This is a genomic window from Desulfocurvus vexinensis DSM 17965 (genome assembly GCF_000519125.1).
GTDB lineage: Bacteria > Desulfobacterota > Desulfovibrionia > Desulfovibrionales > Desulfovibrionaceae > Desulfocurvus > Desulfocurvus vexinensis.
In genome coordinates this window covers 106650-133613 of sequence record NZ_KI912583.1, presented here as the reverse complement: position 1 = coordinate 133613, position 26964 = coordinate 106650, and the positions used below count along the sequence as shown (strand labels likewise).

At 72.2% G+C, this 26964-nt stretch carries 26 protein-coding genes, 1 pseudogene and 1 riboswitch; of the genes and pseudogenes, 20 read left to right on the top strand and 7 right to left on the bottom strand.

What is annotated here, in order from left to right; translation table 11 throughout:
• Window positions 1-488 (bottom strand): annotated as a pseudogene (locus G495_RS23035) (methyl-accepting chemotaxis protein); the annotation flags it as partial.
• Between the two features lie 830 nt (window positions 489-1318).
• Between G495_RS23035 and G495_RS19995 the strand changes: the two are divergent.
• The 6 genes from G495_RS19995 to G495_RS22925 all read left to right on the top strand — a co-directional run bounded on the left by G495_RS19995 (window position 1319) and on the right by G495_RS22925 (window position 9456).
• On the top strand, window positions 1319-2176 hold the full coding sequence (locus G495_RS19995) for a tetratricopeptide repeat protein (RefSeq protein ID WP_035252812.1): 858 nt from the start codon (window positions 1319-1321) through the stop codon (window positions 2174-2176).
• 39 nt (window positions 2177-2215) lie between these two features.
• Window positions 2216-2593 carry a hypothetical protein gene (locus tag G495_RS0116655; protein WP_028588681.1) on the top strand — a complete coding sequence of 126 codons (378 nt, stop codon included), beginning with the start codon at window positions 2216-2218 and terminating at the stop codon, window positions 2591-2593.
• An 81-nt stretch (window positions 2594-2674) separates the two neighbouring features.
• The gene (locus tag G495_RS0116650) at window positions 2675-5386 is read left to right on the top strand and encodes a TIGR03960 family B12-binding radical SAM protein (protein WP_028588680.1); all 2712 of its coding nucleotides are present in this window, start codon (window positions 2675-2677) and stop codon (window positions 5384-5386) included.
• 116 nt (window positions 5387-5502) lie between these two features.
• Window positions 5503-6429 (top strand): DMT family transporter, encoded by a 927-nt coding sequence (locus G495_RS19990; RefSeq protein WP_051445509.1) that lies wholly within the window; start codon window positions 5503-5505, stop codon window positions 6427-6429.
• The gene (locus G495_RS0116640) at window positions 6426-6710 is read left to right on the top strand and encodes a hypothetical protein (RefSeq protein WP_051445508.1); all 285 of its coding nucleotides are present in this window, start codon (window positions 6426-6428) and stop codon (window positions 6708-6710) included. Before G495_RS19990 ends, G495_RS0116640 begins: the two co-directional genes overlap by 4 nt.
• A gap of 46 nt (window positions 6711-6756) precedes the next feature.
• Window positions 6757-9456, top strand: a complete 2700-nt coding sequence (locus tag G495_RS22925; RefSeq protein ID WP_281171724.1) for a M16 family metallopeptidase — start codon at window positions 6757-6759, stop codon at window positions 9454-9456.
• A gap of 341 nt (window positions 9457-9797) precedes the next feature.
• Here G495_RS22925 and G495_RS0116630 read toward each other — a convergent pair whose 3' ends face one another.
• Window positions 9798-10778 (bottom strand): YheT family hydrolase, encoded by a 981-nt coding sequence (locus G495_RS0116630; protein ID WP_028588677.1) that lies wholly within the window; start codon window positions 10776-10778, stop codon window positions 9798-9800.
• A 198-nt stretch (window positions 10779-10976) separates the two neighbouring features.
• On the opposite strand from G495_RS0116630, the gene G495_RS0116625 reads away from it, so the two are divergent.
• Window positions 10977-12350, top strand: a complete 1374-nt coding sequence (locus G495_RS0116625; protein WP_342667800.1) for an L-serine ammonia-lyase — start codon at window positions 10977-10979, stop codon at window positions 12348-12350.
• A gap of 44 nt (window positions 12351-12394) precedes the next feature.
• Window positions 12395-12979, top strand: a complete 585-nt coding sequence (locus G495_RS21960; RefSeq protein WP_156939758.1) for a hypothetical protein — start codon at window positions 12395-12397, stop codon at window positions 12977-12979.
• Window positions 12980-12987: 8 nt separating this feature from the next.
• Here the strand turns inward: G495_RS21960 and arfB are convergent, their stop codons facing one another.
• A complete protein-coding gene (arfB, locus tag G495_RS0116620) occupies window positions 12988-13413 on the bottom strand; it encodes an alternative ribosome rescue aminoacyl-tRNA hydrolase ArfB (protein ID WP_028588675.1) in 426 nt (141 codons plus the stop codon).
• A 113-nt stretch (window positions 13414-13526) separates the two neighbouring features.
• Here arfB and G495_RS0116615 point away from each other — a divergent pair, with 113 nt between their 5' ends.
• The 3 genes from G495_RS0116615 (at window position 13527) to G495_RS19985 (ending at window position 15476) form a co-directional block, all read left to right on the top strand.
• A complete protein-coding gene (locus tag G495_RS0116615) occupies window positions 13527-13916 on the top strand; it encodes a NifB/NifX family molybdenum-iron cluster-binding protein (RefSeq protein ID WP_028588674.1) in 390 nt (129 codons plus the stop codon).
• Between the two features lie 155 nt (window positions 13917-14071).
• Window positions 14072-14569: a YchJ family protein gene (locus tag G495_RS0116610; RefSeq protein WP_028588673.1), complete on the top strand. Its 498-nt coding sequence runs from the start codon at window positions 14072-14074 to the stop codon at window positions 14567-14569.
• A gap of 250 nt (window positions 14570-14819) precedes the next feature.
• Window positions 14820-15476 carry a M48 family metallopeptidase gene (locus G495_RS19985; RefSeq protein WP_051445507.1) on the top strand — a complete coding sequence of 219 codons (657 nt, stop codon included), beginning with the start codon at window positions 14820-14822 and terminating at the stop codon, window positions 15474-15476.
• On the opposite strand, the gene G495_RS19980 is transcribed toward G495_RS19985, so the two are convergent.
• Window positions 15473-15997 (bottom strand): chemotaxis protein CheX, encoded by a 525-nt coding sequence (locus G495_RS19980; RefSeq protein ID WP_245588476.1) that lies wholly within the window; start codon window positions 15995-15997, stop codon window positions 15473-15475. The genes G495_RS19985 and G495_RS19980 overlap by 4 nt on opposite strands.
• 71 nt (window positions 15998-16068) lie before the next feature.
• Window positions 16069-16144, bottom strand: a riboswitch (cyclic di-GMP riboswitch).
• A gap of 123 nt (window positions 16145-16267) precedes the next feature.
• Here G495_RS19980 and G495_RS0116595 point away from each other — a divergent pair.
• From G495_RS0116595 to buk, 8 genes are all read left to right on the top strand, one after another.
• Window positions 16268-16474 carry a heavy-metal-associated domain-containing protein gene (locus G495_RS0116595; protein WP_028588672.1) on the top strand — a complete coding sequence of 69 codons (207 nt, stop codon included), beginning with the start codon at window positions 16268-16270 and terminating at the stop codon, window positions 16472-16474.
• A gap of 82 nt (window positions 16475-16556) precedes the next feature.
• On the top strand, window positions 16557-17744 hold the full coding sequence (locus G495_RS0116590; protein WP_028588671.1) for a class I SAM-dependent rRNA methyltransferase: 1188 nt from the start codon (window positions 16557-16559) through the stop codon (window positions 17742-17744).
• A gap of 113 nt (window positions 17745-17857) precedes the next feature.
• Entirely contained in the window at window positions 17858-18304 is a 447-nt protein-coding gene (locus G495_RS0116585; RefSeq protein ID WP_028588670.1) for a hypothetical protein, read from the top strand.
• Between the two features lie 104 nt (window positions 18305-18408).
• Window positions 18409-19917, top strand: coding sequence for a sodium-dependent transporter (locus G495_RS19975; RefSeq protein WP_051445506.1), 1509 nt, complete (start codon window positions 18409-18411; stop codon window positions 19915-19917).
• Window positions 19914-20012: a MetS family NSS transporter small subunit gene (locus G495_RS21955; protein WP_156939757.1), complete on the top strand. Its 99-nt coding sequence runs from the start codon at window positions 19914-19916 to the stop codon at window positions 20010-20012. The genes G495_RS19975 and G495_RS21955 overlap by 4 nt, the downstream gene beginning before the upstream one ends.
• A gap of 118 nt (window positions 20013-20130) precedes the next feature.
• Window positions 20131-20610 carry an acetolactate synthase small subunit gene (gene ilvN, locus G495_RS0116570; protein ID WP_028588669.1) on the top strand — a complete coding sequence of 160 codons (480 nt, stop codon included), beginning with the start codon at window positions 20131-20133 and terminating at the stop codon, window positions 20608-20610.
• Between the two features lie 9 nt (window positions 20611-20619).
• A complete protein-coding gene (locus G495_RS0116565; protein ID WP_028588668.1) occupies window positions 20620-21540 on the top strand; it encodes a bifunctional enoyl-CoA hydratase/phosphate acetyltransferase in 921 nt (306 codons plus the stop codon).
• Window positions 21537-22655 (top strand): butyrate kinase, encoded by a 1119-nt coding sequence (gene buk, locus G495_RS0116560; protein WP_028588667.1) that lies wholly within the window; start codon window positions 21537-21539, stop codon window positions 22653-22655. The genes G495_RS0116565 and buk overlap by 4 nt, the downstream gene beginning before the upstream one ends.
• A gap of 75 nt (window positions 22656-22730) precedes the next feature.
• Here the strand turns inward: buk and G495_RS0116555 are convergent, their stop codons facing one another.
• Entirely contained in the window at window positions 22731-23084 is a 354-nt protein-coding gene (locus G495_RS0116555; protein ID WP_028588666.1) for a hypothetical protein, read from the bottom strand.
• A gap of 291 nt (window positions 23085-23375) precedes the next feature.
• On the opposite strand from G495_RS0116555, the gene G495_RS0116550 reads away from it, so the two are divergent.
• On the top strand, window positions 23376-23789 hold the full coding sequence (locus tag G495_RS0116550) for a hypothetical protein (RefSeq protein WP_028588665.1): 414 nt from the start codon (window positions 23376-23378) through the stop codon (window positions 23787-23789).
• Window positions 23790-23953: 164 nt separating this feature from the next.
• Here G495_RS0116550 and G495_RS19970 read toward each other — a convergent pair whose 3' ends face one another.
• Both G495_RS19970 and G495_RS20735 read right to left on the bottom strand, forming a co-directional pair.
• A complete protein-coding gene (locus G495_RS19970) occupies window positions 23954-24385 on the bottom strand; it encodes a Fur family transcriptional regulator (RefSeq protein ID WP_051445505.1) in 432 nt (143 codons plus the stop codon).
• Window positions 24386-24897: 512 nt separating this feature from the next.
• Complete coding sequence (locus tag G495_RS20735) at window positions 24898-26907, bottom strand: glycosyltransferase family 2 protein (RefSeq protein WP_156939756.1); 2010 nt, start codon at window positions 26905-26907, stop codon at window positions 24898-24900.
• Window positions 26908-26964 lie beyond the last annotated feature (57 nt).

Below are 26964 nucleotides of genomic sequence, written 5' to 3'. Positions count from 1 at the left end.
TCGGCCAGCTTGCGCACCTCGTCGGCCACCACGGCGAAGCCCCGGCCCGCGTCGCCCGCGCGCGCGGCCTCGATGGCCGCGTTGAGCGCCAAAAGGTTCGTCTGGTCGGCGATGTCGGTGATCACGCCGGTGATGCGCCCGATCTCGGCGGCCTGGCGGTCCAGCCCGGCCAGGACTTCGGCCAGCTCCCGGGCCGACCCGGCCAGGACGTCCACGCCGCGCACGGCGCGGTGCACCAGGTCCACCCCGTCGCGGGCCACGTCGCGGGCCTGGTCCGCCGCCTGGGAGGTGCCTGCGGCGTTGGAGGCGATGTCCATCACCGCGCCCATCATGCGCTCGATGCTGTCGGTGACGGCCACGGTCTGCTCCTTCTGCCGGGCCGCGCCCTTGGCCTGGTCGTCGGCGTAGGCGCTCATCAGCTCCGAGGCCGAGGCCAGGCGCTGGGCCAGCTCGCCCACGGCCCGGGAGGTTTCGCGCAGGGCGTCCTGGCGCGCGGCGGCCTCGTCGGCCCGGGCGGCGTCGGCCCCCGGGGGCAGGAGCTGGACCACGCGCATGCCTCCCGGCCCCGGCGCGCTGTGCACCAGCACGGCCTGGCCCGGCGCGGGCATCTCGGCCAGGGTCGGGGCGCCGGCGGCGGCACGCGCCACCCCGGGGCCCGCCAGGGCTTCCAGGGGCACGCCCTTGGTGCGCCCGGCGGTGCCCAGGGCCGTCAGGCTGGACGAGGCGGCCAGCACGGTCATGTCCGGCCCGCACAGGGCCGTGGGCACGGGCATGGCCTCCAGGGCGCTGTGGAGCGCGGCCAGCTCGGCCTCGGCCCGCGCCAGCCCCGCCGCCACATGCCCGGCCTGCTGCGCGGCGCGGGCCCGCAGGCTGGCCTCGCGCCGGGCTGCGGCGGCGGTCAGCCCCAGGCCGGCGCCTGCGGCCAGGGCCGCGGCCCACCAGGGGCCCAGGAAGGGGGCGGCCAGGATCAGCGCGCACAGGGCGGCGCCCAGCGGCCAGACGGACGAAACGCCGGACGGGGCGTCTTGGGCGCCCTTGGGCGCGGCGGGAAGCGGCAGGGGCATGGCGGCTCCGGGTGCTGGCGCCCGGGCCGCCCGGAGGCGGGGCGCCGTTGCGTGGGCCAGCGCCCACGGCCCCGGCGTGTCGTGAGGGGATTCTGCGGGCCGGGGCCGCAGGAATCCGCCCATGACACATACGCCAAGACGCGCAACGGCGCAACCGGGCCCGCGCAAAAGGGAAAGCACTTTATTCCCCGGCGCGAATCCTGTATAGCTCCACGATGCGCCCCGCAGGGGCCGGACCAAGGGAGTGGGACTGCATGGCCAATCCGGTGCAGACGGTGATCCAGCATTTGAGCCGCGCCAAGGCGGCCTTCCTCAAGGGCGAGAGCCTGCGGCCTCTGGTATCCGTGGCCGAGGCGCTCAAGATCGTCATCACCACCAGGATCCATTCCCAGGACATGGCCAAGATCGCCAGCCTGCTGCGCGAAAATCTCCAGAACCTGGGCAAGATGGAGGCCGTGGCCTCGCGGCTTGCCGCGCCCCTGACCTACCAGCCCGGGGCCGAGAAGAAGGTCCTGGCCCAGCTCGTGCCGGTCATCAAGGCCATCCACGCCGACGCCCGGCGCGAGGGCATGGGCGCCGTGCGCGAGCGCAAGCTGAAGATCGACCACGCCATCATCCACGGCACCAAGGCCCTGCAGGGGGGCAAGCTCGACGAGGCCCAGGGCTATTTCCGCGAGGCCGTGGACAGCTACGTGGACGAGCACGCCATGTTCCTGATCATCGCCGACCGGCTCCAGGCCGCCGGGGCCTTCAAGGAATCCTTCGAATACCTGCGCAGCGCCCTGGGCGTGAACCCCGACGACCGCAAGGCCTGCGAGATGGTCGTCACCGCCGCCGACAAGGTGGCCAACCCCGACCGGGGCCTGACCCTGCTGCAAAAAATCGCCGAGAAGAAGGGCGCCGGGCCCAACCTGCACTTCGCCCTGGCCCGGCTGCTGGCCGTCAAGAAACAGTGGGCCGAGGCCGAGACCCACGCCCGGGCCGCCGTGCAGGCCAAGGACGACCTGCTGGACGCCCAGAAGTTCCTGCGCCGCCTGCAGGCCCGCGCCGCCAAGGCCGCCAGGGCCCCCCAGGCCGGGCCCGGCCTTGACAGCCAGGGCCCGAGTTCCTAGGTTCCCCTCTCCACACACCGCATCCAAGGAGCAGGTCCCATGGCGTACGATATCCGGCTCGTGAAGCTGGTCAACGGCGAGATGATCATCGGCAAGTACAAGGACGACGACCAGGGCAAGCGCCTGGAGGACGTGGCCGTGCTCCAGACCGTGCCGACCCAGCAGGGCGTGCAGATGATGCTGCTGCCCTTCGGCTACCCCTTCGACAACGAGATCGACGCGGTCATCGCCTACGCCCACGTGCTCTACGAGTACAAGAAGTTCCCCGAGGAACTGAAGACCAAGTACCTGGAGGCCGCCAGCAACCTGACCCTGACCGCCCCCGCCGGGGGCCTGGGCGGGCTGGGCGGCCTGGGCGGCGCCAAGGGCGCGCCCAAGGGCGGCGTGGCCGACCTGTCGCGGCTGCTCAAGAAGTAGCGGCGCCCCGCTTTTGTTCGGGAGGGCGGCCCGCTGGCCGCCCTTTTTTGTCTGCCACCCGTCCGCCCCGCGCGAGGGCCCATGAAAAAGCTTCTGCCCCTGTTCAACGGCCCCAGCCGCTACCTCGGCAACGAGCCGGGCTCGCTGCTCAAGGACCCGTCCGCCGTGGACGTGCGCCTGGCCCTGGCCTTTCCGGACCTCTACGAGGTCGGCATGTCCTACCTCGGGCAGAAGATCCTCTACGGCATCGTCAACGAGCGCCACCGGTTCTGGGCCGAGCGCGTTTTCGCGCCCGACCTGGAGGTGGCCGCCGTGCTGCGCGAACACGGCGAGCCCCTGTGCACCCTGGAGTCGGACACGCCCCTGGCGGCCATGGACGTGGTCGCCTTCCACGTGACCCACGAGCTGTGCTACACCAATATCCTCTATATGCTCGACCTGGGCGGCATCCCCCTGGAGGCCGCCGCGCGCGGCCCGCACGACCCGCTGGTCATGGCCGGGGGCGGTTGCACCTTCAACGCCGAGCCCATCGCCACGTTCATGGACCTGATGGTCCTTGGCGACGGCGAGGAGGTGTTGCCCGAGATATTGGAGCATGTGGCCCGGGCCCGGGCCGAGGGGCTGCCCCGCGCCGCGCTGCTGGAGCGGCTGCGCCATGTGCCGGGGGTCTACGTTCCGGCCCTCTTCGCCGAGGCGCCCGGGGGCGGCCTGCCCCTGGCGCCGCTCCTGGCCGACTATCCGCGCGTGGAAAAGCGCATCGTGCCCGACCTGGCCGACGCCCGGCGCGCGGCCTTCCCCACCGGGCACATCGTGCCCTTTGCCGACACGGTGCACGACCGGCTGGCCGTGGAGATCGCGCGCGGCTGCACCCGGGGCTGCCGCTTCTGCCAGGCGGGCATGGTCTACCGCCCGGCCCGCGAGCGCGGCCCCGAGGCCCTGGACGCGCTCATCGCCAAGGGCCTGGCCGAGACGGGCTTCGAGGACCTGTCCTTTTTGTCCCTGTCCACGGGCGACTATTCGGCCCTGGAAGAGCTGTTCGCCACGAGTTTTTCCCGCTGCCGCGAGGCCCAGGTGTCCATCTCGCTGCCGTCGTTGCGCGTGGGCTCGGTGAGCGAGGGCATCATGGGGCTGATGTCCACCATCCGCCGCACCGGGGCCACCCTGGCCCCCGAGGCGGGCAGCCAGCGCCTGCGCGACGTGATCAACAAGGGCGTGACCGAAGAGGCCCTGGTGGCCCATGTGCGCAAGCTCTTCGACAACGGCTGGCAGAACGTGAAGCTCTATTTCATGATCGGCCTGCCCACAGAAACCGACGCGGACCTGGACGCCATCGTGGACCTGTGCCTGAAGGTGCGCGACTGCGCCGGGCGTCACGTCAAGCGTTTGCAGGTCTCGGCGGCCATTTCGCCCTTCGTGCCCAAGGCGCACACGCCCTTCCAGTGGGAGCGCCAGCTGACCATGGAGGAGGTCCGCGCGCGGGTGGACCGCCTGCGCGCCGGGTTCGCCCCGCACAAGCGCATCAAGATGCGCTGGCACCAGCCGGAGATGAGCTTCCTGGAGGGCGTGTTCTCGCGCGGCGGGCGCGAGCTGGCCCCGGTGGTGCGCGCGGCCTACGCCAAGGGCGCGCTGTTCGCCAGCTGGATCGACCACCTGCGCCTGGGGCCCTGGCTCGAAGCCCTGGCCGAGCACGGGCTGGACCCGCTGCACTTCCTGCGCGAGCGCGCCCAGGACGAGCCCCTGCCCTGGGACCATCTGTCCAGCGGGGTGCACCGCCGTTTCCTGGCCGCCGAGCGCCGCCGGGCCCTGGAGGCCCGCCTGACCGACGACTGCCGCTACAACGCCTGCCGCAACTGCGGGGTCTGCAACTTCGAGGGCCGGACCTCGGAGCTGGCGCTCCAGGGGGCGCGCGAGGACATCCGGCCCCGCGTTGTCCACGCCGTGCGCGACCAGGCCGACGCCACGGGCGGCGCCGCCCACCAGACCGCCCCGCAGCCCCAGGCCCCGCCCGCGCCCTGCGCCGCCCCGGCGGCCCCCGAAGCGGCCCCGGAGAGCCCCCGGCCCGAGGCCCAGGCCGAGGCCCGGCCCGGGCAGGCCAAGGGCGCCCGCCCGCGCCCGCCGGACATCGGCGAGCTGGCCCACAAGGTCGCGCACTACCGCGTCTGGCACACCCGGCTGGCCGAGATGCGCTTCATCAGCCAGATCGAGCTGCAACGGCTCATCGAGCGCGTGCTGCGCCGGGCCGGGGTGCCCGTGAGCTTCTCCGCCGGGTTCCACCCCCTGGCGCGGCTGTCCTTCGGGCGCGCGCTGCCCGTGGGCGTGCAGAGCCGCCGCGAGTGGTTCGACGTGTTCCTGCGCCGCGAGATGGGCCCCGAGGAGCTTGCCCTGCGCCTGACGCCGCACCTGCCCCGGGGCATGGACCTGCTGTGCATCGAAACCCTGGACCTGGGCCGCAAGACGCAGCAGGCCGTGGCCGAGGACTTCCTGCTGACCTGGGAGGGCGACGCCGCCGAGGTGGCCGCGCGCCAGGCCCAGTGGGCCGCGGCCCTGGCCCTGGCCGAGCTGCCCTGGGCCCGCGAGACCAAGAAGGGCCCGCGCACCACCGACGTGCGGCCCTTTCTGGCCGGGGCCTGGCCCCGCGAGGGCGGAGTGGCCCTGCGCCTGGATTGGAGCACCGGCTACGTGAGCCCCCTGCGGCTGGTGGAGCTGGTCAACCCTGGGTTGCGGCCCGACCGCTTCGACCTGTGCAAGACCCGCCAGTGGATGCACGCCCCGGAGCCGGACGCGCCCTGCTGACGCCGCGCCCGCGCCGCCCCTGATTCCCCGCCGCCTGCCGGGCCCGCGCGCGGCCCTTGCGCCGGGCGCGTACTCGCGCTATCCCTGCCGCATTCTTGGGCATCGAAGGGGGCGCCGTGGCGCAGAGTTCCCGCGCGGCGGCGCTGCTGGCGCTGACCGCCCTGCTGTGGAGTTCCGGCGGGCTGGCCGTCAAGGCCATCGACCTGCACCCCATGGCCATCACCGGCGTGCGCAGCGCCCTGTCGGCGCTGACGCTGCTCGTGCTGCTGCGCGGGGCGGCCCGCCCGGCCCTGACCCCGGCGGGCCTGGGCGCGGCCCTGGGCTACGCGGGGCTGCTCGTCACCAACGTGGTGGCCACCAAGCTGACCACGGCGGCCAACGCCATCCTGCTGGCCTACACCGCGCCGCTGTATGTGGCCCTGCTGGCCCCGGCCCTGCTGGGCGAGCCCACCCGCAAGGCCGACTGGGCCCTGCTGGCCGCCGCCTTGGGCGGCATGGTGCTCTTCTTCCTCGACCGGCTCTCGCCCACGGGGCTGTGGGGCAACGTCATCGCCGTGGGCACGGGCCTGTGCTACGCGGCCTTCACCCTGTGCATGCGCGCCCAGAAGGACGCCTCCCCCGTGGGCTCGGTGGTCCTGGGCCACGCCATCGCGGCGGCGGTGGGCCTGCCTTTCCTGGCCCAGGGCCTGCCCGGCGCGGGCGGGGCCCTGGGGCTGGTCTATCTGGGCGTGGTCCAGCAGGGGCTGTCGCTGTTGCTCTACGTCTGGTGCATCCGCCGCCTGCCCGCCCTGACGGCCATCCTGATCATGACCCTGGAGCCGGTGCTCAACCCGCTGTGGGTGGCCCTGGGCGTGGGCGAGCTGCCCGGGCCGTGGGCCCTGGCGGGCGGGGCGGTGGTGCTGTGCGCCGTGACCCTGCGCGCCGTGGCCGGGGCAATGCCGCCCGGCGGTTTGCGGCGCCCGCGCGGCTGTGGTATGCTTGTTCCCAAACCGGCCCTCGGACCCGTCCGGGGCCAGGGCCGCAACAGCGGGAGGAAGCCATGACCACATCCGTGACCACAAACGCGCTGCTGGCGCGCATCAAGGAGTTCTACCCCGAGCTGGGGCGCCATGGCGTGGAGCTGTCCGCGCGGCTGGACGAGGCGTCCGGCGCCTGGATCGTGACCATGACCACGGGGGCCGCGGGCGAGCACAGCCTGTCCACCCATGTGGAGGCCCAGGACGCCGAAAAGTGCATGCAGGGCGTGGAGTGCCTGTACCTGGGCGTCCAGGTGGGCCGGTTCATCGAGAACCACTGCCTGGGCGGCGGGGCCTGCCCCAAGTAGCGGGCTTGCCAAATCCCGTCCGGAACCTATGATTGGAAAGCGGGGCGTGCCCCCGCTTTTTTTCATCCGCGCCGCGCGCGCCACCACCAAGGAGACCACGGAGTGCCTCATGCTGAAACGGATCATCGCCCTGGCGGGAGCCCTGCTCGTGGCCGCCGGGGTTAGCCTGGCCCACGCCGGGGACGCCCCCCCGGTGCTCACGCGCCTGGAAAACGGCCTGGACGTGCTGGTGCAGCCCGACACGCGCTTCCCCCTGGTTTCGCTGCGCCTGTACGTGCGCGCGGGGGCGGCCTACGAAACCCCGGCCCAGGCGGGCATCAGCCACCTGCTGGAGCATATGGTCTTCAAGGGCACCGCGCGCCGCGCCCCGGGGCAGGTGGCCGAGGAGATCGAGGGCGCGGGCGGCTACCTGAATGCCGCCACCAGCTTCGACTACACCGTCTACATCATCGACCTGCCCGCCGAGCGCTTGGAGCTGGGCCTGGACGTGCTGCGCGACATGATCTTCGGCGCGGCCCTGGACCCCGAAGAGCTGGAGCGCGAAAAGCAGGTCGTGCTCGCGGAGCTGGAGCGCGGCGAGGACACCCCCGGCAGCCGCCGCTTCCAGGCCCTGCAACCGCTGCTGTGGGGCGGCACGCCCTACGAGCGGCCCATCATCGGCCTGCGCGAGACCGTGTCGGCCTTCACCCGCCAGGATATCCTGGACTACATCGCCCGGTTCTACCAGCCGCAGTCCATGCTGGCCGTGGTGGTGGGCGACGTGGACCCGGAGCGGGCCCTGGAGCTGGTGCGCGCGCAGTTCGGCGACCTGAAGAACACCGCCCCGGTGGCCCCGCGCGGGCCGCTGCCCGCGCCGCGCTTCGAGGCGCCGCGCGTGGCCGTGCAGGCCGGGCCGTGGAACAAGGTCTATCTTTCCGTGGCCTTCCCGGCCCCGGCCCTGGGCTCGGCCCAGGCCCCGGGGCTGGACCTGCTGGCCCAGGTGCTGGGCGGCGACCGCTCCTCGCGCCTGTACCGCAAGTACCAGTACGAGCTGGGCCTTGTGGACTCCATTTCGGCCTATGCCATGGGCCTGGAGGGCACGGGCCTGTTCACCATCAGCGCCGAGCTGGACCGCGACAAGCTGCCCGCCTTCTGGAGCGCGCTGGCCGCCGACCTGGCCGGGCTGGACCCCGCGTCCTTCACCGACCGCGAGCTGGGCCGCGCCCGGCTGAACATCGAGGACGACCTCTATTCCTCCAAGGAGACCCTGGGCGGGCTGGCCTCCAAGATCGGCTACTTCCAGTTTTTCGAGAACGGCATGCGCGCCGAGGACAATTACCTGCACGCCCTGCGCCACGTGGGCACCGCCGAGCTGGGCGCCCTGGCGCGGGCCACCCTGACCCGCGAGGCCCTGGCCGCCGTGGTCCTGCTGCCCGAGGGCGGCCAGACCGACGCCCCGGCCCTGGAACGCGAGCTGCGCGAGGCCGTGGACGCGGCCTTCGGCCCCGGCGCCGGGGCCACGGCCCAGGCCGGACCCGCCGACGGCGCGGGCGCGCAGGCGCAGACCGTGGACCTGGGCGGGGGCCGGACCCTGGTGCTGCTGCCCGACGCGACCCTGCCCTACGCCTCGGTGACCATGGCCTTCCCCGGCGGCGACGCGCTGCTGTTCCCCGACGAGCAGGGGCTGGCCGAGCTTGCGGCCCGAACCCTGACCCGGGGCACCGCCGGGATGTCGGCCACCGAGTTCCGCGATTTCCTGGCCGACCGCGCCGCGTCCATCGGCGCCCGGGCCACCCGCGACATGTTCACCGTCAGCGCGCGCTTCCCCTCGCGCTTCGCCCCCGAGGTGCTGCCCCTGCTGGGGCAGACCCTGGCCGCCCCGGCCTTCGCCCCCGAGGAAGTCGCCCGCGTCGTCACCGAGCAGCAGGCCGCCATCCGCAGCCGCGAGGACGAGCCCACGGGCCTGGCCTTCCGCCACCTGTTCCCCATGGTCTTCGCCGACACCGGCTACGCCCACCTGCACGAGGGTACCGTGGACGGCGTGGCGGGCCTGGGCCCGGCCCAGGTGCGCGAGTTCTGGGAGCGCCAGCGCCGCCAGCCGTGGACCATGGCCGTGTGCGGCGACTTTGACCCCGGGGCCGTCACGGCCCTGGCCCGCGAGCTGGCCGCCGGGCCGCCCGCCGAGCCCTTCGCCTTCCCCGTGCCTGCCTGGGGCAAGGAGCGCTCCCGGGCCCTGACCCTGGCCGACCGCAACCAGTCGCACATCGTGGTGGCCTTCCCCGTGCCGGGGCTGCGCTCGGACGACAGCGTGGGGCTGGACGTGCTGCGCCAGGCCCTGGCCGGGCAGGGTGGGCTGCTGTTCCGCGAGCTGCGCGACCGCCAGGGCCTGGGCTACTCCGTCACCGCCCTGCTTTGGCAGGCGCCGGAAACGGGTTTTCTGGCCTTCTACATCGGCACCTCGCCCGACAAGACCGCCCAGGCCCTGGAAGGCTTCCGCCAGGCCGTGACCGGCCTGCGCGAGACGCCCCTGGCCCAGGCCGAGGTGGCCCGCGCCGCCAGCCTCATCGCCGGGGACTACCACCGCGACCACCAGAGCCTGTCGGCCCGCAGCGCCGAGGCCGCCGGGCTGCTGGCGCGCGGCTTCCCGGCGGACCACGACCGCCAGGGCGTGGCCCGGGCCGCCCTGGTCAGCCCTGCCGACCTGCAAGCCCTGGCCCGCGACTGGCTGGTCTGGGAGCGCGCCTATGTGCTGACCGTCGCGCCCTAGGCTGCGGCGCGCAACGAGCCTTGCACCGGGGCTGCCCTCGCTTGCGGGGGCAGCCCCGTTCTTTGGCGGGCCGGGCAGGGCGGGGGTGGGGCCGGGCAGGGCAGGGGCGGGTATCCGCTGCGGCGCGCGGGTCCGGGCGGGCTCCGGCCCTGTGCAGGGGGCCGCCGGAGGGGGCCTGTCCGGCGTGGTTCGGCGCGGCCGCTCCCGGGGCGCTGGGCTGCGCATCCGTTTCAGGCCCGCGCGCAGGAATATGCGCGCGGGCCTGCACTTTTTTTGCGCCGCCATGCGGGCGCCCGGGGCTGGCCTGCGGGAGGGGGGAGGCGAGGGCAGCCGGGCGGCCCTCAGGCGTGGCGCGCCAGGAATTCCACGGCCCGCGCCTCGGACCAGTAGGGCCCGCCATCGCCGGGCACGAAGCCCACATGGCCGCCGGTGGCGGGGGTTTCCAGGTGCAGGGTGGCGCTGGCCCGGGCCTGGGCGCGCGGGTAGCACTCCGGGGCCAGGAAGGGGTCATCGGCGGCGGAGAGCACCAGCAGCGGCAGGCCCACGCCCTCCAGCACGCGCACGGCGCCGTTGCGAGCGTAGTAGTCGGCGGCGTCGGCAAAACCGTTGAGCGGCGCGGTGTAGGCGTCGTCGAACTGGCGGAAGGTGCGCATGGCGTCCAGCCCGGCGGTGGACAGCGCCCCGGGCAGCAGGGCGGCCTTGGCGCGCATTTTCGCCTTGAGGCTGCGCATGAGGTAGCCCTGGTAGAGCCGCGCCGCGCCGCGCTCCAGGGCGCGCACCGAGGCCGCCAGGTCCAGCGGCGCGGACACGGCCACCGCCGCGCAGACCTGGGGCGGCACGCGCCCGGGGTCCTCGCCCAGGTACTTGGCCACCTGGTTGCCGCCCATGCTGAAGCCCACCAGGGCCGCGCGGCTGTAGCCCCCGGCGGCCAGGGCCCGGGTCAGGGCCGTGTGCAGGTCGGCGGTCTCGCCGCTGTGGTAGGTGCGCGCCAGGCGGTTGGGCTCGCCCGAGCAGCCGCGGTGGTTCATGGCGCACACGTCCCAGCCCGCGCGGTTCAGGGCCAGGGCCATGCCCGTGACGTATTTGCGCCGCGAGTGGCCCTCCAGGCCGTGGATGACCAGGGCCAGCCGCGAGGACTGCGCGCCGTCCGGCTCCGGGGCCGGGCTCCAGTCCAGGTCCAGGAAGTCGCCGTCGGGCAGCTCCAGGCGCTCGCGGCGGTACTCCACGGGCACGCGCGGGCGCAGGACGAAGGGGTACAGGGTCTGGACGTGCCCGCCGCGCAGCAGCGGCGGGGGGCAGAAGGCGGAAGGGACCAGGGGCACGGGCGTTCTCCTTGTTCGGGCGCGCAGGCTACCCCCGCCAGCCCCGGGGCGCAAGCTCACCGCGCGCCCGCCTGGCGCGGAGCCGGACCCCGGCCCCGGCCCGCCGGGCCGTCTTCCCGCCCGCCGCCGCCCGGCCCCCGGAGCCGGGAGCGGCCCTCCGGCGATCCGCCCTTGCCTCGGGGCGGCCAATGCGGCTACATGGCGCAAATGAGTGCCATCACCACCTCGGTCTTCGACCTCTTCAACATCGGCCCCGGCCCGTCGAGCTCGCACACCATCGGCCCCATGCGCGCGGCCTTCGACTTCCTGGAGCGCGTGCGCGCCCTGCCCGGCGAGGTCCGCGCCCGGGCCGACGGGCTGCGCTGCCACCTCTACGGGTCGCTGTCGGCCACCGGCGACGGCCACGGCACGGACAAGGCCGTGCTGGCCGGGCTGCTCGGCCACAGCCCCGAGACCGTGCCCCAGGCCCTGCTGGACGAGCTGCTGGAGCACCCCGGGCGGCGCCATCCGCTGCCCGTGGACGGCGCGCGGCTGGACCTGGGGCCGGACACGGTGGTCTTCGACGCCGTGGAGCACGGCTTTTCCTGCAACAACACGCTGGTGCTGCGGCTTTTGGCGGGCGGCGAGGCGCTTTTCGAGATGGAGTACCACTCCGTGGGCGGGGGGTTCATCCAGTGGCGCGGCTGGCAGGAGCCGGACCTGGGCCCGCCCCCGCACCCCTACGCGACCATGGCCGAGCTGCGCGCGCAGCTCGCGGCCACGGGCCTGGCCCTGCATGAGCTGATCCTGGCCAACGAGAAGGCGCTCTACCGCCGCAGCACCCGCGAAATCGAGGAGCAGCTCGACCGCGTGATGCGGCACATGGAAAACGCCGTGCGCCGGGGTTGCGAGACCGAGGGTGTGCTCCCGGGCTGCATCGGCCTGCGGCGCAAGGCGCCGACCCTGGTGCGCCGCGCGGGCGAGTCGCGCCACAGCTCCGACCGCTTCCTGATGCTCGTCAACGCCTACGCCATGGCCGCCGCCGAGGAGAACGCCGCCGGGCATGTGGTGGTCACGGCGCCGACCTCGGGCGCGTCGGGGGTCATCCCCAGCCTGCTCTATGTGCTGCACAACCATATGGAGCTGCCGCGCGAGGCCGTGCGCCGGGGCCTGCTGGCCGCCGCCGCCGTGGGCTTCCTGGTCAAGCGCAACGCCTCGCTGGCCGGGGCCGAGGTCGGCTGCCAGGGCGAGATCGGCACGGCCTCGGCCATGGCCGCCGCCATGCTGGCCTACGCCACGGGCCACCCGCTCCAGGTGGCCGAAAACGCGGCGGAAATCGCCCTGGAACACCACCTGGGCCTGACCTGCGACCCCGTGGGCGGCTATGTGCAGATCCCCTGCATCGAGCGCAACGCCATGGGCGCGGTCAAGGCCTACAACGCCTACCTCATGGCCACCCTCGGCGACCCCGCCACCCAGGTCATCGACCTGGACAAGGCCATCTGGACCATGAACCAAACCGGCCGCGACATGCATCGCAAGTACAAGGAAACAGCTTTGGGAGGATTGGCATTGCATATGCCGAGGTGTTGAGGGGGGAGGATATCGTCACCTATACAAGAGGAGGGTGCGTCAAGATGACAAATTTTATCTCAGTGATATCTTTAATTATTGCAATTTTCTCTGTGGTCTACACTGTTCGGTCAAATACAAAAACATATGAGCTGACAGTTAATTATCGAAATGACGTTCTCCGGTGGTATTCGGAAGTGGTCGAGAAAACAGTTTTATTGCGACATATTGTAGATATTCCCCAGTTTAGCGAAACTAAGAAATTAGAAATCCTGGCCTCTCTCTCTGCATTAATTGAAATTGGGAGGTTTTTCTACCCGAATGTAGACCTAGGCGATTCATATGGGAAACATAAGCCAGCAGCGTTCCAAGGATACAGAAATATCGTAATCGAATTCCTCGTCTATTTCTACAGAATAGCGCAGAAAAAGGATGCGGACAAATATACCGCTCACCTCTATTTTCTTGAGCGTCATTTCACATCATCCATATTTAGAGATCTCAACCCAGTAGAGCACAATAAAAATATGTGCAAAGTTACAAAAATGAAGATTGATACAAATAAAACGCTTGAAGATTTCTTGAACCAACAGCCGCTGATGGAAAACATATTTGTCCTGACTACAATGGGCGATACACCTAAATGGTGAGTCCCCCCTCACTCCTCCCCGCCCCCCACGCGCCCCCGGCCCTGCTTGACGGTGGCGCGTTGTTTTTTGGCTGTCAGGCGGCGTTGGCGTGAGGCTTTGGTGGGGCGGGTGGGGCGGCGGGGTTTGGGGCGGGCGAGGGCGGCGCGCAGCAGGGCCGTCAGGCGCTCCACGGCCAGCTCCTTGTTGGCGGCCTGGGAGCGTGTGTCCTGCACGCTGACGCGCAGGACGCCCTCGCGGGTCAGGCGCGGGGCCAGGCGTTCCAGCAGGCGCGCCCGCGCCGCCTCGGGCAGGCAGGGCGCCCCGGCCACGTCGAAGCTCACGGTCACGCAGGTGCTGACCTTGTTGACGTGCTGGCCCCCGGGCCCGGAGCTGCGCGTGGCGCTGAACTCCAGTTCGCTGTCGGGGATCGTTATTGAATCCAAGAGGATAGGCATCGGAAGAAAAAGAATGCCCCGTGGCGGTTGCTGTGCGGGAAGGAAGGCTTATACTCCACCCGGCCAAGGGTGCCAGACGCGGCGCCCGGCGTAAAGCGCACAGGAGAGAGCCCATGAAGATCGCCATCCCCAGCAAGGAGCAGGACGGGGCCCACGTCGTGGACGCCCACTTCGGCCATTGCCAGTTCTTCACCATCCTGACCGTCAACGACCAGACCCGCCAGATCGAGGTGGAAGAGCACATGGTGCCGCCGAGCGAGTGCGGCTGCAAGTCCAACCTGGCGCCGACCCTGGCCGCCAACGGCGTGAGCGTGCTGCTGGCGGGCAACATGGGCCAGGGCGCGGTGGACACCCTGGCGCGCGCGGGCATCCAGGCCCTGCGCGGCTACGAGGGCCAGGTGCGCCATGTGGCCGAGCACTGGCTGGCCGGCGGCGCCGTGCCCGCCTCGCCCATCTGCGACCACCACGGGCACGAGGACGGCTCGTGCGGACACCACCACTGAGCGCCGAGCGGCCCAATCATTCGCAGGCCGCCTGAAAACCGTCGGGCGCGACCCCCGGGCACCCCCGCGCGCAGCCGCGCCGGGGCGCCACGGGCAGGGTGCACGGCGGTTTCCGGACGGCCCGCCAAACGGCGCCCCGCGCCACAGGAGCCTTCGTGACCGAAACGAGCATTTGTCCCTGCGGGTCCGGCCTGGCCTTTGACGCCTGCTGCGGGCCGATCATCTCCGGCGCCACCCCGGCGCCCACCGCCCTGGCCCTGATGCGCTCGCGCTACAGCGCCTACGCCACCGGCGCCATCGAGCACGTTCGCAACACCCTGTGCGCCGCCCAGCGCGGGGACTTCGACCACGAGGCCGCCACAGCCTGGTCGCGCAATTCGCAGTGGCTGGGCCTGGAAATCCACGCCACCGAGGCGGGCGGCGAGGCCGACCAGCGCGGCACGGTGGATTTCACGGCCTCCTTCGCCCTGGACGGCGTGCCCCAGCAGCACCGCGAGCGGGCCGAATTCCGCCGCGAAGACGGGGCCTGGGTCTACGAGGACGGCCAGGTGCGCGGCAACCCCACCGTGCGCCGCGAGTCGCCCAAGGTGGGCCGCAACGATCCCTGCCCCTGCGGCAGCGGCAAGAAGTTCAAGAAATGCTGCGGCCAGTAGCCCCCGGGGGTGGGGGCCGCGCGTGACGCCGGGCCCGCACCCGGGCCCGGGCCAGGGCCAGGGCGAGGCTTCGGCCCACGCTGCGACCCCGGGCCTGGGCGAGGCTTCGGGCTTGGATTCAGGTCCGCACCCGGCCCCGAGGCCGTGCGAGGCTTCGGCCCCCGGCGCGGACGCGCCTCCAGACCTTGCCCCTGGCGCGGCCCCGGCCCTGCCGCCCTACACCGTACGCGAGAGCCCCCGCGCCCGGCGGGTGACGCTGCGCATCTCGCCGCGCGTGGGGTTCGAGGTGGTGGTGCCGCGCGGGTTCGACCATGCGCGCGTCCCGGCCATTGTCCAGGACCGGGCCCAGTGGGCCGCGCGGCACCTGGAGCGCATCGCGGGGCTGGGCTGGAGCCCGCAGGCCGCCCCGGCCCGGCCCGCAGCCCTGGCCCTGCGTGCCCAAGGCCGCGAAGTGGCCCTGCGCACGGCCCACGACGCGCGCAAGCCCCCGGCTCTGCGCCAGCTCGGGCCCGACGCGCTGCTGCTGGCGGGCGACACCGCCGACCAGGACGCCTGCCGGGCCCTGGTGCGCGCCTGGCTCAAGGCCCGGGCCCGCGAGGCCTTCGGCCCCCGGCTGCGCGCGCTGGCCGCCGCCCATGGCCTGCCCTGCGCGCGGCTGCACCTGCGCGCCCAGAAAACGCGCTGGGGCAGCTGCTCGGCCTCGGGCACCATCAGCCTCAACTGCACCCTGCTCTTCCTGCCGCCGGAGCTGGCCGACTACGTGCTGCTCCACGAGCTGTGCCACATCCGGCACCTGGACCACTCCCGCGAATACTGGGCGCTGCTGGAAACCCTGCTGCCCGGGGCCCGCGCCCTGGACGCCGCCCTGAACGCCTCGGCCCACGTGCCCGCCTGGCTGCGGCTCTAGGGCGCCGGGGCGGGCTCCTCGTCGCCGGTGGTCAGGCGGCAGCACTCGCCCTTGCCCGCGAAGCAGACCTCGACCATGATCGGCCCGTAGAGGGTCGAGAAGCTCAGGGCCAGCACCGGGCCGTCGCAGCAGTGGCGGATGTTGTGGCCCCGGCCCGTGATCACCGAGGGCGTGGCCGCGCGGAAGGTGCGCCCCGTGGCCTCCAGCCCCTGGCGGGCCTTGCCGGAGATCATGTTCGTCAGCTCGCCCACGGCGTCCACCACCGTGTCGTCGATGTCCGTCAGGCGCTCGGCGAGCATGTTGCCCACCACCGCCAGGGCGCAGCGCGCGCTGAAGGTCACGGAGATGGTGCCCGTGCATTCGCCGGTCAGGCCGATGATGCCGGAGATGTCGCCGCAGGCGGTGGCGCAGGTCTTGAGGGTGGGTTTGCCGGGCGTGGCGCGCACCTGGGCCATGGTGCCCAGCACCTCGATGACGGCATTGAGGAACGGATTGACGACGGTCACGTCGATGTGGCTCATGGCGGCGCCCCCTCGCGGGCCAGGCGGCTGTGCGGGCGCAGCACCGGCGGGGAACCCCGCCCGGCGTGGTCTGCGGCAACCCGGCTGTCTGCGGCCAGACCCGTGGCTTTCCGTCCCTGCCTCGCGGCAGGTTTGGCTTTATCGCCTGCCTTTGCTGTAGAGCGGTTTTCCCGCGCCAGTCAAGGCTATTTCGGGGCCGCCCGCCCGGGCCTTTTCCATACTCGGGCGGTATGTTATGCTTGGGGCGACACCAGCAGACAGGAGGCCCCCATGACGACCATCCGCGTGCAAGGCATGCGCTGCGAAGGCTGCGCCAAGAGCGTCACCCGGCGCCTGGAAACCACCGAGGGCGTGCGCGACGTGACCGTGAACCTGGCCACCGGCGAAATCACCTACACCGCCGAGGGCGCCGCCAGCTGCGAGCTGGTGCGCCGCCAGATCGAGGACCTGGGCTACCAGGTGGACAGCGCGGGCTAGCCCCGCCACCGCGCGCCCCGGGCCGGATTTTTCCGGGCCCGGGGCGGTTTCCCGGCGCGGGATTTGATGATACCACCTGCCCATGCAAGCCATCCGACTCAAGAAGGGCCGGGAGAAATCCCTGCTGCGCCGCCACCCCTGGATCTTCTCCGGCGCCGTGGACGCCGTGGAGGGCAAGCCCCGCCCCGGCGACACCGTGGACGTGCTGGGGGCCGATGGCCGCTGGCTGGCCCACGCGGGCTATTCCCCCAACTCGCAGATCGTGGCCCGGGCCTGGAGCTTCGCGCGCGAGGACGCCGTGGGTCCGGAGTTCTTCCTGGCCCGGGTGCGCGCCGCCGTGGGCGCCCGCGCGGCCCTGGCTCCGGCGGTGCCCCCGCGCGCCTGCCGCCTGATCCACGCCGAATCCGACGGGTTGCCCGGGGTGGTGGCCGACCGCTACGACGATTGGATCTCCTGCGAATTCCTGACCATGCCCGCCGAGCGCCACAAGCGCGACATCGCCCTGGCCCTGATGGCGGCCACCGGCGCCCGGGGCGTGTGGGAACGCTCGGACTCCGATGTGCGCGCCAAGGAAGGCCTCGTGCCCCTGGCCGGACACCTGACGGGCGAGGAGCCGCCGGACCGGGTAGTCATCGAGGAAGGCCCGGCGCGCCTGCTGGTGGACATCCGCACCGGCCACAAGACCGGCTACTACCTGGACCAGCGCGACAGCCGCCGCGCCGTCATGGAGCTGTGCGCCGGGCGCGACGTGCTCAACTGCTTCAGCTACACCGGCGGCTTCGGGGTCATGGCGCTTCTGGGCGGCGCCGCGCGCTGCACCAACATCGACACCTCCGCCCCGGCCCTGGACATCGCCCGGGCCAACATGGACCTCAACGCCCTGCCCCGCGAGGGCGCCGAGTTCCTCACCGAGGACGTGTTCGCCGCCCTGCGCCGCCTGCGCGACCAGGGCCGCACCTTCGGCGCCATCGTCCTGGACCCGCCGCGCTTCGTGGACTCGCGGGCCAATATCCAGCGCGGCTGCCGGGGCTACAAGGACATCAACCTGCTGGCCCTGCGCCTGCTCGAACCCGGCGGGCTGCTGTTCACCTTCTCCTGCTCCGGGCTCATGGACGAGGATCTTTTCCAGAAGGTCGTGGCCGGGGCGGCCCTGGACTCGGGCCGCGACGCGCGCATCGTGCGCCGCTTCGCCCAGGCCCCCGACCACCCCGTGGCCCTGAACTTCCCCGAGGGGCAGTACCTCAAGGGGTTCCTGGTGCAGGTGGTCTAGCGGGACGCATCCGGCGGGGGCGGAAACCCCCGTTTTCTTGAGGAAGCAAGAGGCCCCCGCGCCCACCCCTTGCCCTCGAAAGATCTTTTCCCTTGGAAGCATTTGGAGACGGCATGAGCACGACAGAAGACCCGCAGGACTACGCCCACAGCATCGCGGCGGACATTTTCACCATGCTGCGCACCGCGGGCGAGCAGGGCCTGAACCTGGACCAGGGCTTCCACAACGAGCCCCTGAGCACGCGCCAGTTCGCCCTGCGCTACCTGTTCTTCAGCAAGAGCCAGCTGCTGCGCATCCCGGGCACGCCCTCGGCCCTCAAGGGCCGCCTGCGCCGGGCCAACGTGCTGGCGGCGGTCATGGTCCAGGGCCGCATGACCGGGCTGCACCTGCTGTGCGCCTTTGCCAAGCCCTTTGGCGCCGTGGCCAGCCAGGACGAGGTGCTGGCGGCCATCGACCAGCGCGCCCTGGCCGCGTACACCGAACAGGTGCGCGCCCTGCTGGCCGACGACCTCGACCGCGCCGTGAACCAGGCCGACCCCGGCCCGGGCGCGGTGAACTGAACCCGCAGGCTGGACAGACCCTCCCCCGGGCGGTATGCAGGGCCCGCCGCGCGTCCGGCAAGGCGCGCGGCGGGAGCAGCAATCCATAACCGAGGGTTTTTTCCATGACACAACGCGAACAGTGGGGCTCGCGCCTGGGCTTCATCCTCGCCGCGGTGGGCTCGGCCATCGGGCTGGGCAACATCTGGCGCTTTCCCTACATGGCCTACGAGAACGGCGGCGGGGCCTTCCTGGTGCCCTACCTTTTCGCCATGCTCACCGCCGGCATCCCGTTCATGATTCTCGAATTCACCCTGGGGCACCGCTTCCGGGGCTCGGCGCCCAAGGCCTTCGCCTGCATCGCGCGCGGCTGGGAGTGGCTGGGCTGGGCCCAGGTCATGGTCGCCGCCGTGATCACCGTCTACTACGTGGCCGTCATCGGCTGGACCATCAGCTACGTGGGCTTCGCCTTCACCGGCGCCTGGGGCGCGGACCCCAAGGCCTTCTTCTTCGAGGACTTCCTGGGCCTGACCTCCGGGGCCCTGGAGCTGGGCGCCCTGCGCCCCACGGTGCTCGGCGCCGTGACCCTGGCCTGGGCCATCACCTGGCTGGCCTGCGTGTCGGGCGTGCGCGCGGGCATCGAGCGCGCGGGCAAGGTGCTCATGCCGGTGCTGTTCCTGCTCGTGCTGGCCTTCACCGCCCGGGTCGTCTGGCTCGAAGGCGCAATGGACGGCGTGAACTGGCTGTTCACCCCCGACTTCTCGCGCCTTGCCGACTACCGGGTCTGGGTGGCTGCCTACGGGCAGATCTTCTTCACCCTCTCGGTGGGCTTTGCCATCATGATCGCCTATTCCAGCTACCTGCCCGCCCGGTCGGACATCAGCAACAACGCCTTCATGACCGTGTTCATCAACTGCGGCTTCTCCATGCTCGCGGGCGTGATGGTCTTCTCCGTGCTGGGCTACATGGCCGCGCGGCAGGGCGTGCCCATCGCCGAGGTGGCCGGGGGCGGCGTGGGCCTGGCCTTCGTGACCATCCCCATGGCCATCAACCTCATGCCCATGCCCGTGTTCTTCGGCACGCTGTTCTTCCTGTCCCTGACCATGGCCGGGGTCAGCTCGCACATCTCCATCGTCGAGGCCTGCGTCAGCTCGTTCATGGACAAGTTCGGCTGGAGCCGCCGGGCCACGGCCAGCGCGCTGTGCGCCGGGGGCTTCGCGGTCTCGCTGGTCTTCTGCACGGGCGGCGGGCTCTACGTGCTGGACATCGTCGATCACTTCATCAACAACTTCGGGGTGCTCGGCGCGGCCCTGGCCGAGATCGTCCTCTTGGCCTGGCTGTGCCGCCTGGAGGTGGTGCGCGAGCACGCCAACGAGGTGTCCGAATTCGCCGTGGGCCGGTGGTGGTCCGTGTGCCTGCGCTATCTTACGCCGGGCATCCTGACGCTGCTGGTGGGCCTGAACCTGTACGGCGACCTGGGCACGCCCTACGGCGGCTACGGCACCGTCGAACTGCTGGCCTACGGCTGGGCCGTGGTCCTTGGCTGCGCGCTGCTGGGCCTGGCCCTGCGCGCGGCCCCGGGCCGGCCCGGCTTTGCCGCCCGGCCCGACACGACCCTGCGGAGGACCACATGAACACCAGCGCCATCATCATGCTGTGCATCGGCTTCGGCATCACCTGGGGCGGCGCGGCCCTGTGCCTGCGCATCGCCCTGCGCTCCCGGGGCTGAGGCCCTGCCGGGCGTTGCCCGGGCCCCGGGAACCGGCTATGCTCATCCCGGGGCCCGGACCGTCCGCGGCCCCCGCGAGCCCGCATCCAGGAGCCGCCAGGAGTCACCAGGAGCCACCATGACGCATACCATCTCCGCCCTGACCAGGAACCGCCCCGGCGTCCTGGCCGACATGGCCCAGGCCATCCGCAAGTACAACGTGAACATCCGGAGCCTCTCCGCCGGGGAGACCGAAGACCCGGAAATCTCGCGCCTGACCATCGGCCTGGACGGCTCCGAGGAGGACATCGGGCGCATCACCGCCGAGATGCAGGGCATGGACTGCATCATCGGTGTGGACGACCTGCGCCGCCGCGATTTCGTGGACCGCGAGCTGGTGCTCATCAAGGTCGCCATGGAGCCCGCCGCCACCACCCAGATCATGCAGGTCTTCGAGGTCTTCCGCGCCAACGTGGTGGGCATGGGCCAGAAAAGCATCACCGTGGAGATGAGCGGCGACAGCGGCAAGGTCGATGCCTTCATCGGCATGCTCAAGCCCCATGGCATCAAGAGCCTGTGCCGCTCGGGCATGATCGCCCTCAAGCGCGGCGACGAGTAGGAGGGCCCCATGCCCGTGGACAGCCTCCGGGCCCTGGTGCGCGAGGCCCTGCCTGAGGGGCCGCCGCCGCGCGTGGCCATCGCCCGCTCGGCCAACGGCTTCGTGCTCGCCGCCGCCGTGGCCGCCTGGCAGGCCGGGCTGGCCGAGCCCGTGCTCATCGGCGACATGGACGCCACCGCCCGCGTGGCCGCCGAGCGCGGGCTGGACATCACGCCCTTCGAGCAGATCGAAACCCCTGACGACGAAACCGCCGTGCGCCAGGCCGTGGACCTCTTCCGCCAGGGCCGCGCCGCGCTGATCATGAAAGGCCTGGTGCCCACGGCCACGCTCTTGCGCGCCGTGCTGGACAAGGAGCACGGCGCCGCGCCCAAGGGCATCCTGTCCCACGTCACGCTCTTCGAGGAGCCGCACTCGGGCCGCCTGATGCTGCTCACCGACCCCGCCGTGAACATCCGCCCCAACCTCCAGCGCAAGGTGGAGATCGTGCGCAACGCCGTGGGCGTGGCCCGGCGCCTGGGCATCCCCCGGCCCCGGGTGGCCATGCTCGCCGCCACCGAAAAGGTCAATTTTCCGGCCATGCCCGCCACCCTGGACGCCGACCTGCTGGCCAAGATGGGCGAGCAGGGCGAATTCGGCGACGCCCGCGTGGCCGGGCCCATGGCCCTGGACGTGGCCCTCTCGCCCCAGGCCGCGAGCCTCAAGCGCGTGCAGGGCGACGTGGCCGGGCAGGCCGACATCCTCGTCGCGCCGGACATCGAGAGCGGCAACGTGCTCTACAAGTGCCTGAACACCCTGCTGGACCTGGACATGGCCGGGGTGGTGGTGGGCAGCCGCGTGCCCATCGTCGTGCCCTCGCGGGGCGACTCGCCGCGCACCAAGTTCCTGTCCATCGCCCTGGCCGCCTTCCTGGCCCGCGAGGAGCCCGCGTGAGCCACCGCGTGCTGACCGTGAACCCCGGGTCCACCACCACCAAGGTCGTGCTGCTGGACGGCGACACCGCGCTGCTGGACCGCGAGCTGGAGCACCCGCGCGCCGAGCTGCGCGGCCTGCCCACGGTGTGGGACCAACTGCCCCTGCGCCGCCGGGCCGTGCACTCCGCCCTGGACGCAGCCCGGCCCCTGCTGGCCGGGCTGCATGCCGTGGTCGGGCGCGGCGGGTTGCTGGCCCCGCTGCCCGGGGGCACCTACGCCATCGGGGCGGCCATGCTCGCCGACCTGCGCGCCGCGCGCCACGGCGAGCACGCCTGCAACCTGGGCGCGCCCCTGGCCCGCGAGCTGGCCGACGAGCTGGGCGTGCCCGCCTTCGTGGTCGATCCCGTGGTCACCGACGAACTGTTGCCCGAGGCGCGGCCCACGGGCCTGCCCCAGGTCAGCCGCCGCAGCACATTCCACGCCCTGTCCCAGCGCGGGGCCGCCCGCGAGGCCGCCGCGCGCCACGGGCTGGACTACGCCGCCGCCAAGCTCCTGGTGGCCCACCTGGGCGGGGGCATCAGCGTCGGCGCCCACCTGCGCGGCCGCGTGGTGGACGTGACCAACGCCCTGGACGGCGAGGGGCCCTTCTCGCCGGAGCGCACCGGCACCCTGCCCGTGCTGGAGGTGCTGCGGCTGCTGGAGTCCGGGCAGTTCGACATCCCCGGGCTGCGCACCGCCGTGCTGCGCCGGGGCGGGCTGTTCGCCCACCTGGGCACCAACGATTTCCGCGAGGTGCAGCGCCGCGTGGCGGCGGACGACGAGGCCGCCCGCGCCCTGGCCGAGGCCCTGGCCTACAACGTGGCCAAGCACGCGGCCTCGCTGCTGCCCGCCCTGACAACCGCCGACGACCCCGCGCCCCTGGACCTGGTGGTGCTCACCGGCGGCCTGGCCCGCAGCCCGCTGCTGGTGGCCGGGCTGACCCGCCGCCTGGCGCCCCTGGCCCCGGTGGAGGTCGTTCTCGGGCTGACCGAGGCCCTGGTCATGGCCCGGGGCGCCGCCGCCGCCCTGGACGGGCGCTGCCCCGTGCAGGACTACCACGGCGCGGGCGGGCCGGGCGGCGTTTCCGGCCCCTGAAACGACAGAAACCGCCACGACGGCGGTTTCTGCGACACGGCGCAACCCCGGGAGGGCTGCGAAAAGGGGGCGGCGTCAGTTGACGCTGCGCGTGGGCGTGGGGGCGATGGCCAGCATGGCCTGCTCGTCCACGCTGGCGGACTCCTCGATAAGCAGGCGGCAGCGCTGGGCGCCGGTGCTCAGGCGGGCCAGGATGTGCTCGTAGGCCGAGGCGTCGGTATCGGCCAGGCTGGTGGCAAAGCCGTTTTTCCGCAACAGGTTCAGCAGGTCGTTGGTGGCGGTGGCCAGGGCGCCGTACTCCTCGATCATGGCGTCGCGGAAGCCGCCGCTGTGCAGCTCGCAGAGCACGTCCGGGCGCAGGCTTTCACGCAGCTTTTCGAACGTGGCGCGGATTTCTTCGGGGCTCGGGTCCATGTCGAGAACGCGCATCGGGGCCTCCTTGCGGCCCGCGCTGCGGGCCGGTGTGATCGTTTGCTTCGCGGAAGCAATGATCGGGCCAAAGCGCGGAAAATCTGAAAGCTCCTTTGATTGCGGTGTGTTGCCGTCTTAACTTGTCTTTACAGGGCAGGGATTGCCGCCCGTGGGGTCAAGGATTTGGCGCCGAAGAAGACAGGGCGGCACGGTAAGGTTTTCCGTCAGCTGGCCGATGAGAAGGTCAACGCCGCGCCGCACCGGGCCGGCGCGCTTCAAGGACCGCATCGCACCACGCAGGAGGCCGGCATGGGCACAGTCATCGCCCTGGACCAGTACCGCATGCGCAAAGACCCCGGCAGGGAGCTGCACACGCTGCTCGCCCCGCCGCCGCGCATCAACGACGGGCAGATATTCTCGCGCGACTACTCCAAGCTCGACGGCATCGTCTTCGCCGTGCTCAAGATCCGCGAAATCCTGCGCTACCACGTGCAGACCAACGAGGAATGGCAGTACCTGGCCTTGCAGGTGCTGGACGCGGCCTATCATTTCGACGCCGGGCACAGCGCGCTGCTGCGCGAGGCCACCGGCTCGCTCAAGGACTACATCCTCGAAGAAATGGACCAGGACAACGGCAAGGACATGACCGCCGCGCTGTTGCTGCTGGACCTCATCGAGAAGGCGCCGCGCTTTCGCGAGCGCCAGCCCGCCCAGGACGGCTGAGGCCGGGCGCGGCGGGCTCGTGGCCCGCAGGCGGCAGACAGGGGAACGCCCCCGGCGGGGAGCCGGGGGCGTTCTTGCGCGCCCGTGATGCGGATGGGGTTCTGCGGAGGGTCGTGTGGGACACCGGGCGCGCCGGGCCCGGCGGGTCGGGTCCGAAGCCGGGGCTACTGCCTTCCGGCGGGGCCCTGGGGTCTCGCCGGGGCCGCCTGTTCCTGGCAGCGGTCGCAGAGGCCGAAAAATTCGATGGTCCCCCCGGTGATCTCGAACCCGGGGGCGCTCAGGCCGCGCACGTCCACGTCCTGCACCTCGGCCATCACGTCGCCGACCCTGCCGCAGCGCAGGCAGCGCACATGGTAATGGGGGCTGATGTCCCCGTCGAAGCGCTTCTGGCTTCCGGCGGATTCGAGCTTGAGCACCTCGCCGTTTTCCTGGAGCACGTCCAGATTGCGGTACACCGTGCCCAGGCTGATGCGCGGCAGGCGCGCGCGCACGGCCTCGTACAGCTCGTCGGCGGTGGGGTGGGTCTTGAGCTTGCGCAGCTCTTCCAGGATGATCTTGCGCTGGCGGGTCATGCGCTGGGGGCGTTGCTCGGCCATAATGTCCTCCGTTTCCATTGATAACTATTACTGATAAGCAGAAAGGTCAAGGGGAACCCGGAAGTTTCCCTTGACCGGGCTTGCCGTTCTGCCCGCCTGCCCGTTCTGTCTGCCTATCTGCCTATCTGCCTATCTGCCTATCGGCCTGGCTGTGGGGTTACGCCTGCGGCGGGGGCAGGGCTGTGGCCGGTTGCGGACCCCGGGCTTCAGGCGGGACGGAAATGCCCGGCGGCTTGCGGCGTATCCTTTCCGGCGCCTTGTCCGTCTTGCACCCGCAAGTCCGGCGCTGCCTTCGCCTTCATGGCATCACTGCGGAAGAGGTGTTTCGGCCTCGTGGCGTGGCCTGCGCTGCGGGGCTGCGTTGTTTGCTGTTTGCCGAAGGAATCAAGGGGCTGCTGATCTGGTGCCGCGAGCCAAAATGCGCAGGCCGTTCCAAAACGGTGCGCTGCGCTGCGCAGGCCCAGGCGGTCCGGGCTTTTCCGCCGGTGCGGCGGGCCGCTTGGGGCGGCCTGCTAGCCCAGCAGGCGGTCCAGGTCGGCGGTCAGGGCGCTCGCCCCCAGGCGCGGGCGGTGGGCGGCGTAGAAGCGGCGGGCGGCTTCGCGGCCTTCGAGGGCGATGGTCGCGTCCAGCTCGGCCAGCAGGTTGTTGAGCACGGCCAGGGCCGCGCCGTCGGCGGCGTAGGCCGCGCGGTGGCGCTCGCGCAGGGTGCGCAGCTCGCCCTGGGTGTGCGACTCGTCGGACAGGGCCGAGGGCGACAGCCAGGCCAGCCCGGTGAACGCGGGGATGTGCCGCACGCGGCCCAGGCGGCCCAGGCGCATGAAGAAATCCTGGTCGGCCAGGGCCTTGTGGCGCTCGTCGAACAGGCCGTGGGCCTCGATGGCGCTGCGGCGCAGCATGGGGTGCGGCCCGCCGGTGCACGAGGCGAGGTTGTACTCGAAGGAGTATTGCGGCCAGACCCAGGCCCCGCCGGAGTGGGCCGAGGGCGTGTGCGCGGCGAAGGTCTGGTGCGGGGTGTCGGTGAGCCGGGTGTCGCCGAAGACCAGGTCGGCCCCCGGGGTGTTGTCCAGGGCGGCGGCCAGGGTGGCGTAGGCGTCGGGGGCCAGGCGGTCGTTGGTGCTGAAGGGCGTGAGGTAGCGGCCCGAGGCCAGCAGGGCCGCGTGGTTCCATGCGCGGTAGATGCCGATGCGCGCGGGCGTGCGCAGGAAGCGGATGCCGTGGTGGCGCTGCTGGAAGCGGCGGACCACGGCGGCTTCGTTTTCGGGCGAGGCCGCGTCGATGACGATGATCTCCAGGCGCTCGGCCACGGTCTGGGCCAGCAGGTCGGTCAGGCATTCCTCCATGAAGGCCTCGGAGGCGTAGGTGGAGACCAGGGCGCTGACCAGGAAGTCCCCGGGGCGGTAGCCGGTATCGTCGCGCAGGCTGGCGGCGGCCTCGCGGCCCAGGTCGCGCAGCCGGGCGGCGTGGAGCAGGGCGGCCACCTCGGCGTCGTCGGGGTACGAGTCCAGGTGGTGCTGGGCGGCGGCGATGCAGGCCGGATCGTCGCCCGCCCCGGCCAGGGCCTCCAGCAGGCCGAGCAGGGCCTCGCGGTGGTGGCGGTTGGCCCCCAGCGCGGCGTCGAAGGCGGCCACGGCCTGGCGCGGGCGCCCGGCGCGCAGGGCGGCCCGGGCCGGGGCCAGGTCCGGCGCCGGAGCGCCGGGGCGCACGGGCCAGGGCTGCCCGGCGCGGTGGGCCGTCAGGGCCTGGTCCGCCCCGGGCATGCCGGGCGGCAGGTAGAGCACGACGCCCTCCAGGACCAGGGGCAGTTGTGGGATGGCCAGCAGCGGGGCCGGGGCCGCGTCGGCGGCGAACAGGGCGTGGTGCGGCCCGAGCCACGCGGGTGCGGCGGGGGCCGGGTCGTGGTCGGGGTCGGCCTGGCGCAGGGCGCGGGCCATGCCCAGCACGGTGCGGGCGAAGGGCGCCAGGCGCCCGGCGAGCAGGTTGCGCGTGAGCGGCGCCGTGGCCTGGGCCTCGGGCACGAGGAAGCGTTGCATGATGAGCCGCGCCCCGGTGCAGTCCACGGCCTGGCCGGGCTGGGCCAGCCAGGGCTTGGCCGCCGGGGGCGGGGCCGTGGCCGCGCCGGGCACGGGGCGCCCCGCGGCCAGGGCCTCCAGGGCCGCGCGGCCCGCGGGGCCGGGGGCGAAGGCCGCGCGCACGGGCCCGCCGCCGCCGCCGAAGAGCAGGGCCGGGGCGCCGGAGGGCACGGCCAGCAGGGGCCGGGGGTCGTCGGGCACGATCACGCGCGGGTCGAGCAGCAGCACGGGAGCGTCCGCCGCCGCGCCCTCCAGGGCGGCCACGGCCTCGGCCAGGGGCTGGGGGCCCGTGGCGGGCAGGGCGTGCAGCCCGGGGTGCGACACGGCCCCCAGGGCGCGCAGGGCCGCGGGGTCCAGGCAGCCGCAGGCCACGGTCCAGCGCAGGCCCAGTTCGTCCAGGCGCTGGCGCAGGGCCAGGACAAAGGCCAGGTCGTCGCGGGCGGCGAGGGTCAAGAGGCAGAGGGGCGCTTGGGCGGGCATGGCTCTCTTGGGTTGCGGGTCGCGGGCTGG

Excerpts from the sequence above, each read along its gene's own strand:
- G495_RS0116650 (WP_028588680.1), top strand. The coding sequence starts at position 2,675 with ATGAAAAAGCTTCTGCCCCTGTTCAACGGCCCCAGCCGCTACCTCGGC.
- G495_RS0116585 (WP_028588670.1), top strand. The coding sequence starts at position 17,858 with ATGAGCACGACAGAAGACCCGCAGGACTACGCCCACAGCATCGCGGCG.
- G495_RS19975 (WP_051445506.1), top strand. The coding sequence starts at position 18,409 with ATGACACAACGCGAACAGTGGGGCTCGCGCCTGGGCTTCATCCTCGCC.
- G495_RS19995 (WP_035252812.1), top strand. The coding sequence starts at position 1,319 with ATGGCCAATCCGGTGCAGACGGTGATCCAGCATTTGAGCCGCGCCAAG.
- G495_RS19970 (WP_051445505.1), bottom strand. The coding sequence starts at position 24,385 with ATGGCCGAGCAACGCCCCCAGCGCATGACCCGCCAGCGCAAGATCATC.
- G495_RS19980 (WP_245588476.1), bottom strand. The coding sequence starts at position 15,997 with ATGAGCCACATCGACGTGACCGTCGTCAATCCGTTCCTCAATGCCGTC.
- G495_RS0116655 (WP_028588681.1), top strand. The coding sequence starts at position 2,216 with ATGGCGTACGATATCCGGCTCGTGAAGCTGGTCAACGGCGAGATGATC.
- G495_RS0116550 (WP_028588665.1), top strand. The coding sequence starts at position 23,376 with ATGGGCACAGTCATCGCCCTGGACCAGTACCGCATGCGCAAAGACCCC.
- G495_RS21955 (WP_156939757.1), top strand. The coding sequence starts at position 19,914 with ATGAACACCAGCGCCATCATCATGCTGTGCATCGGCTTCGGCATCACC.
- G495_RS0116615 (WP_028588674.1), top strand. The coding sequence starts at position 13,527 with ATGAAGATCGCCATCCCCAGCAAGGAGCAGGACGGGGCCCACGTCGTG.
- G495_RS0116590 (WP_028588671.1), top strand. The coding sequence starts at position 16,557 with ATGCAAGCCATCCGACTCAAGAAGGGCCGGGAGAAATCCCTGCTGCGC.
- G495_RS0116595 (WP_028588672.1), top strand. The coding sequence starts at position 16,268 with ATGACGACCATCCGCGTGCAAGGCATGCGCTGCGAAGGCTGCGCCAAG.
- G495_RS0116555 (WP_028588666.1), bottom strand. The coding sequence starts at position 23,084 with ATGCGCGTTCTCGACATGGACCCGAGCCCCGAAGAAATCCGCGCCACG.
- ilvN (WP_028588669.1), top strand. The coding sequence starts at position 20,131 with ATGACGCATACCATCTCCGCCCTGACCAGGAACCGCCCCGGCGTCCTG.
- arfB (WP_028588675.1), bottom strand. The coding sequence starts at position 13,413 with ATGCCTATCCTCTTGGATTCAATAACGATCCCCGACAGCGAACTGGAG.
- G495_RS0116565 (WP_028588668.1), top strand. The coding sequence starts at position 20,620 with ATGCCCGTGGACAGCCTCCGGGCCCTGGTGCGCGAGGCCCTGCCTGAG.
- G495_RS0116640 (WP_051445508.1), top strand. The coding sequence starts at position 6,426 with ATGACCACATCCGTGACCACAAACGCGCTGCTGGCGCGCATCAAGGAG.
- G495_RS21960 (WP_156939758.1), top strand. The coding sequence starts at position 12,395 with ATGACAAATTTTATCTCAGTGATATCTTTAATTATTGCAATTTTCTCT.
- G495_RS0116625 (WP_342667800.1), top strand. The coding sequence starts at position 10,977 with ATGGCGCAAATGAGTGCCATCACCACCTCGGTCTTCGACCTCTTCAAC.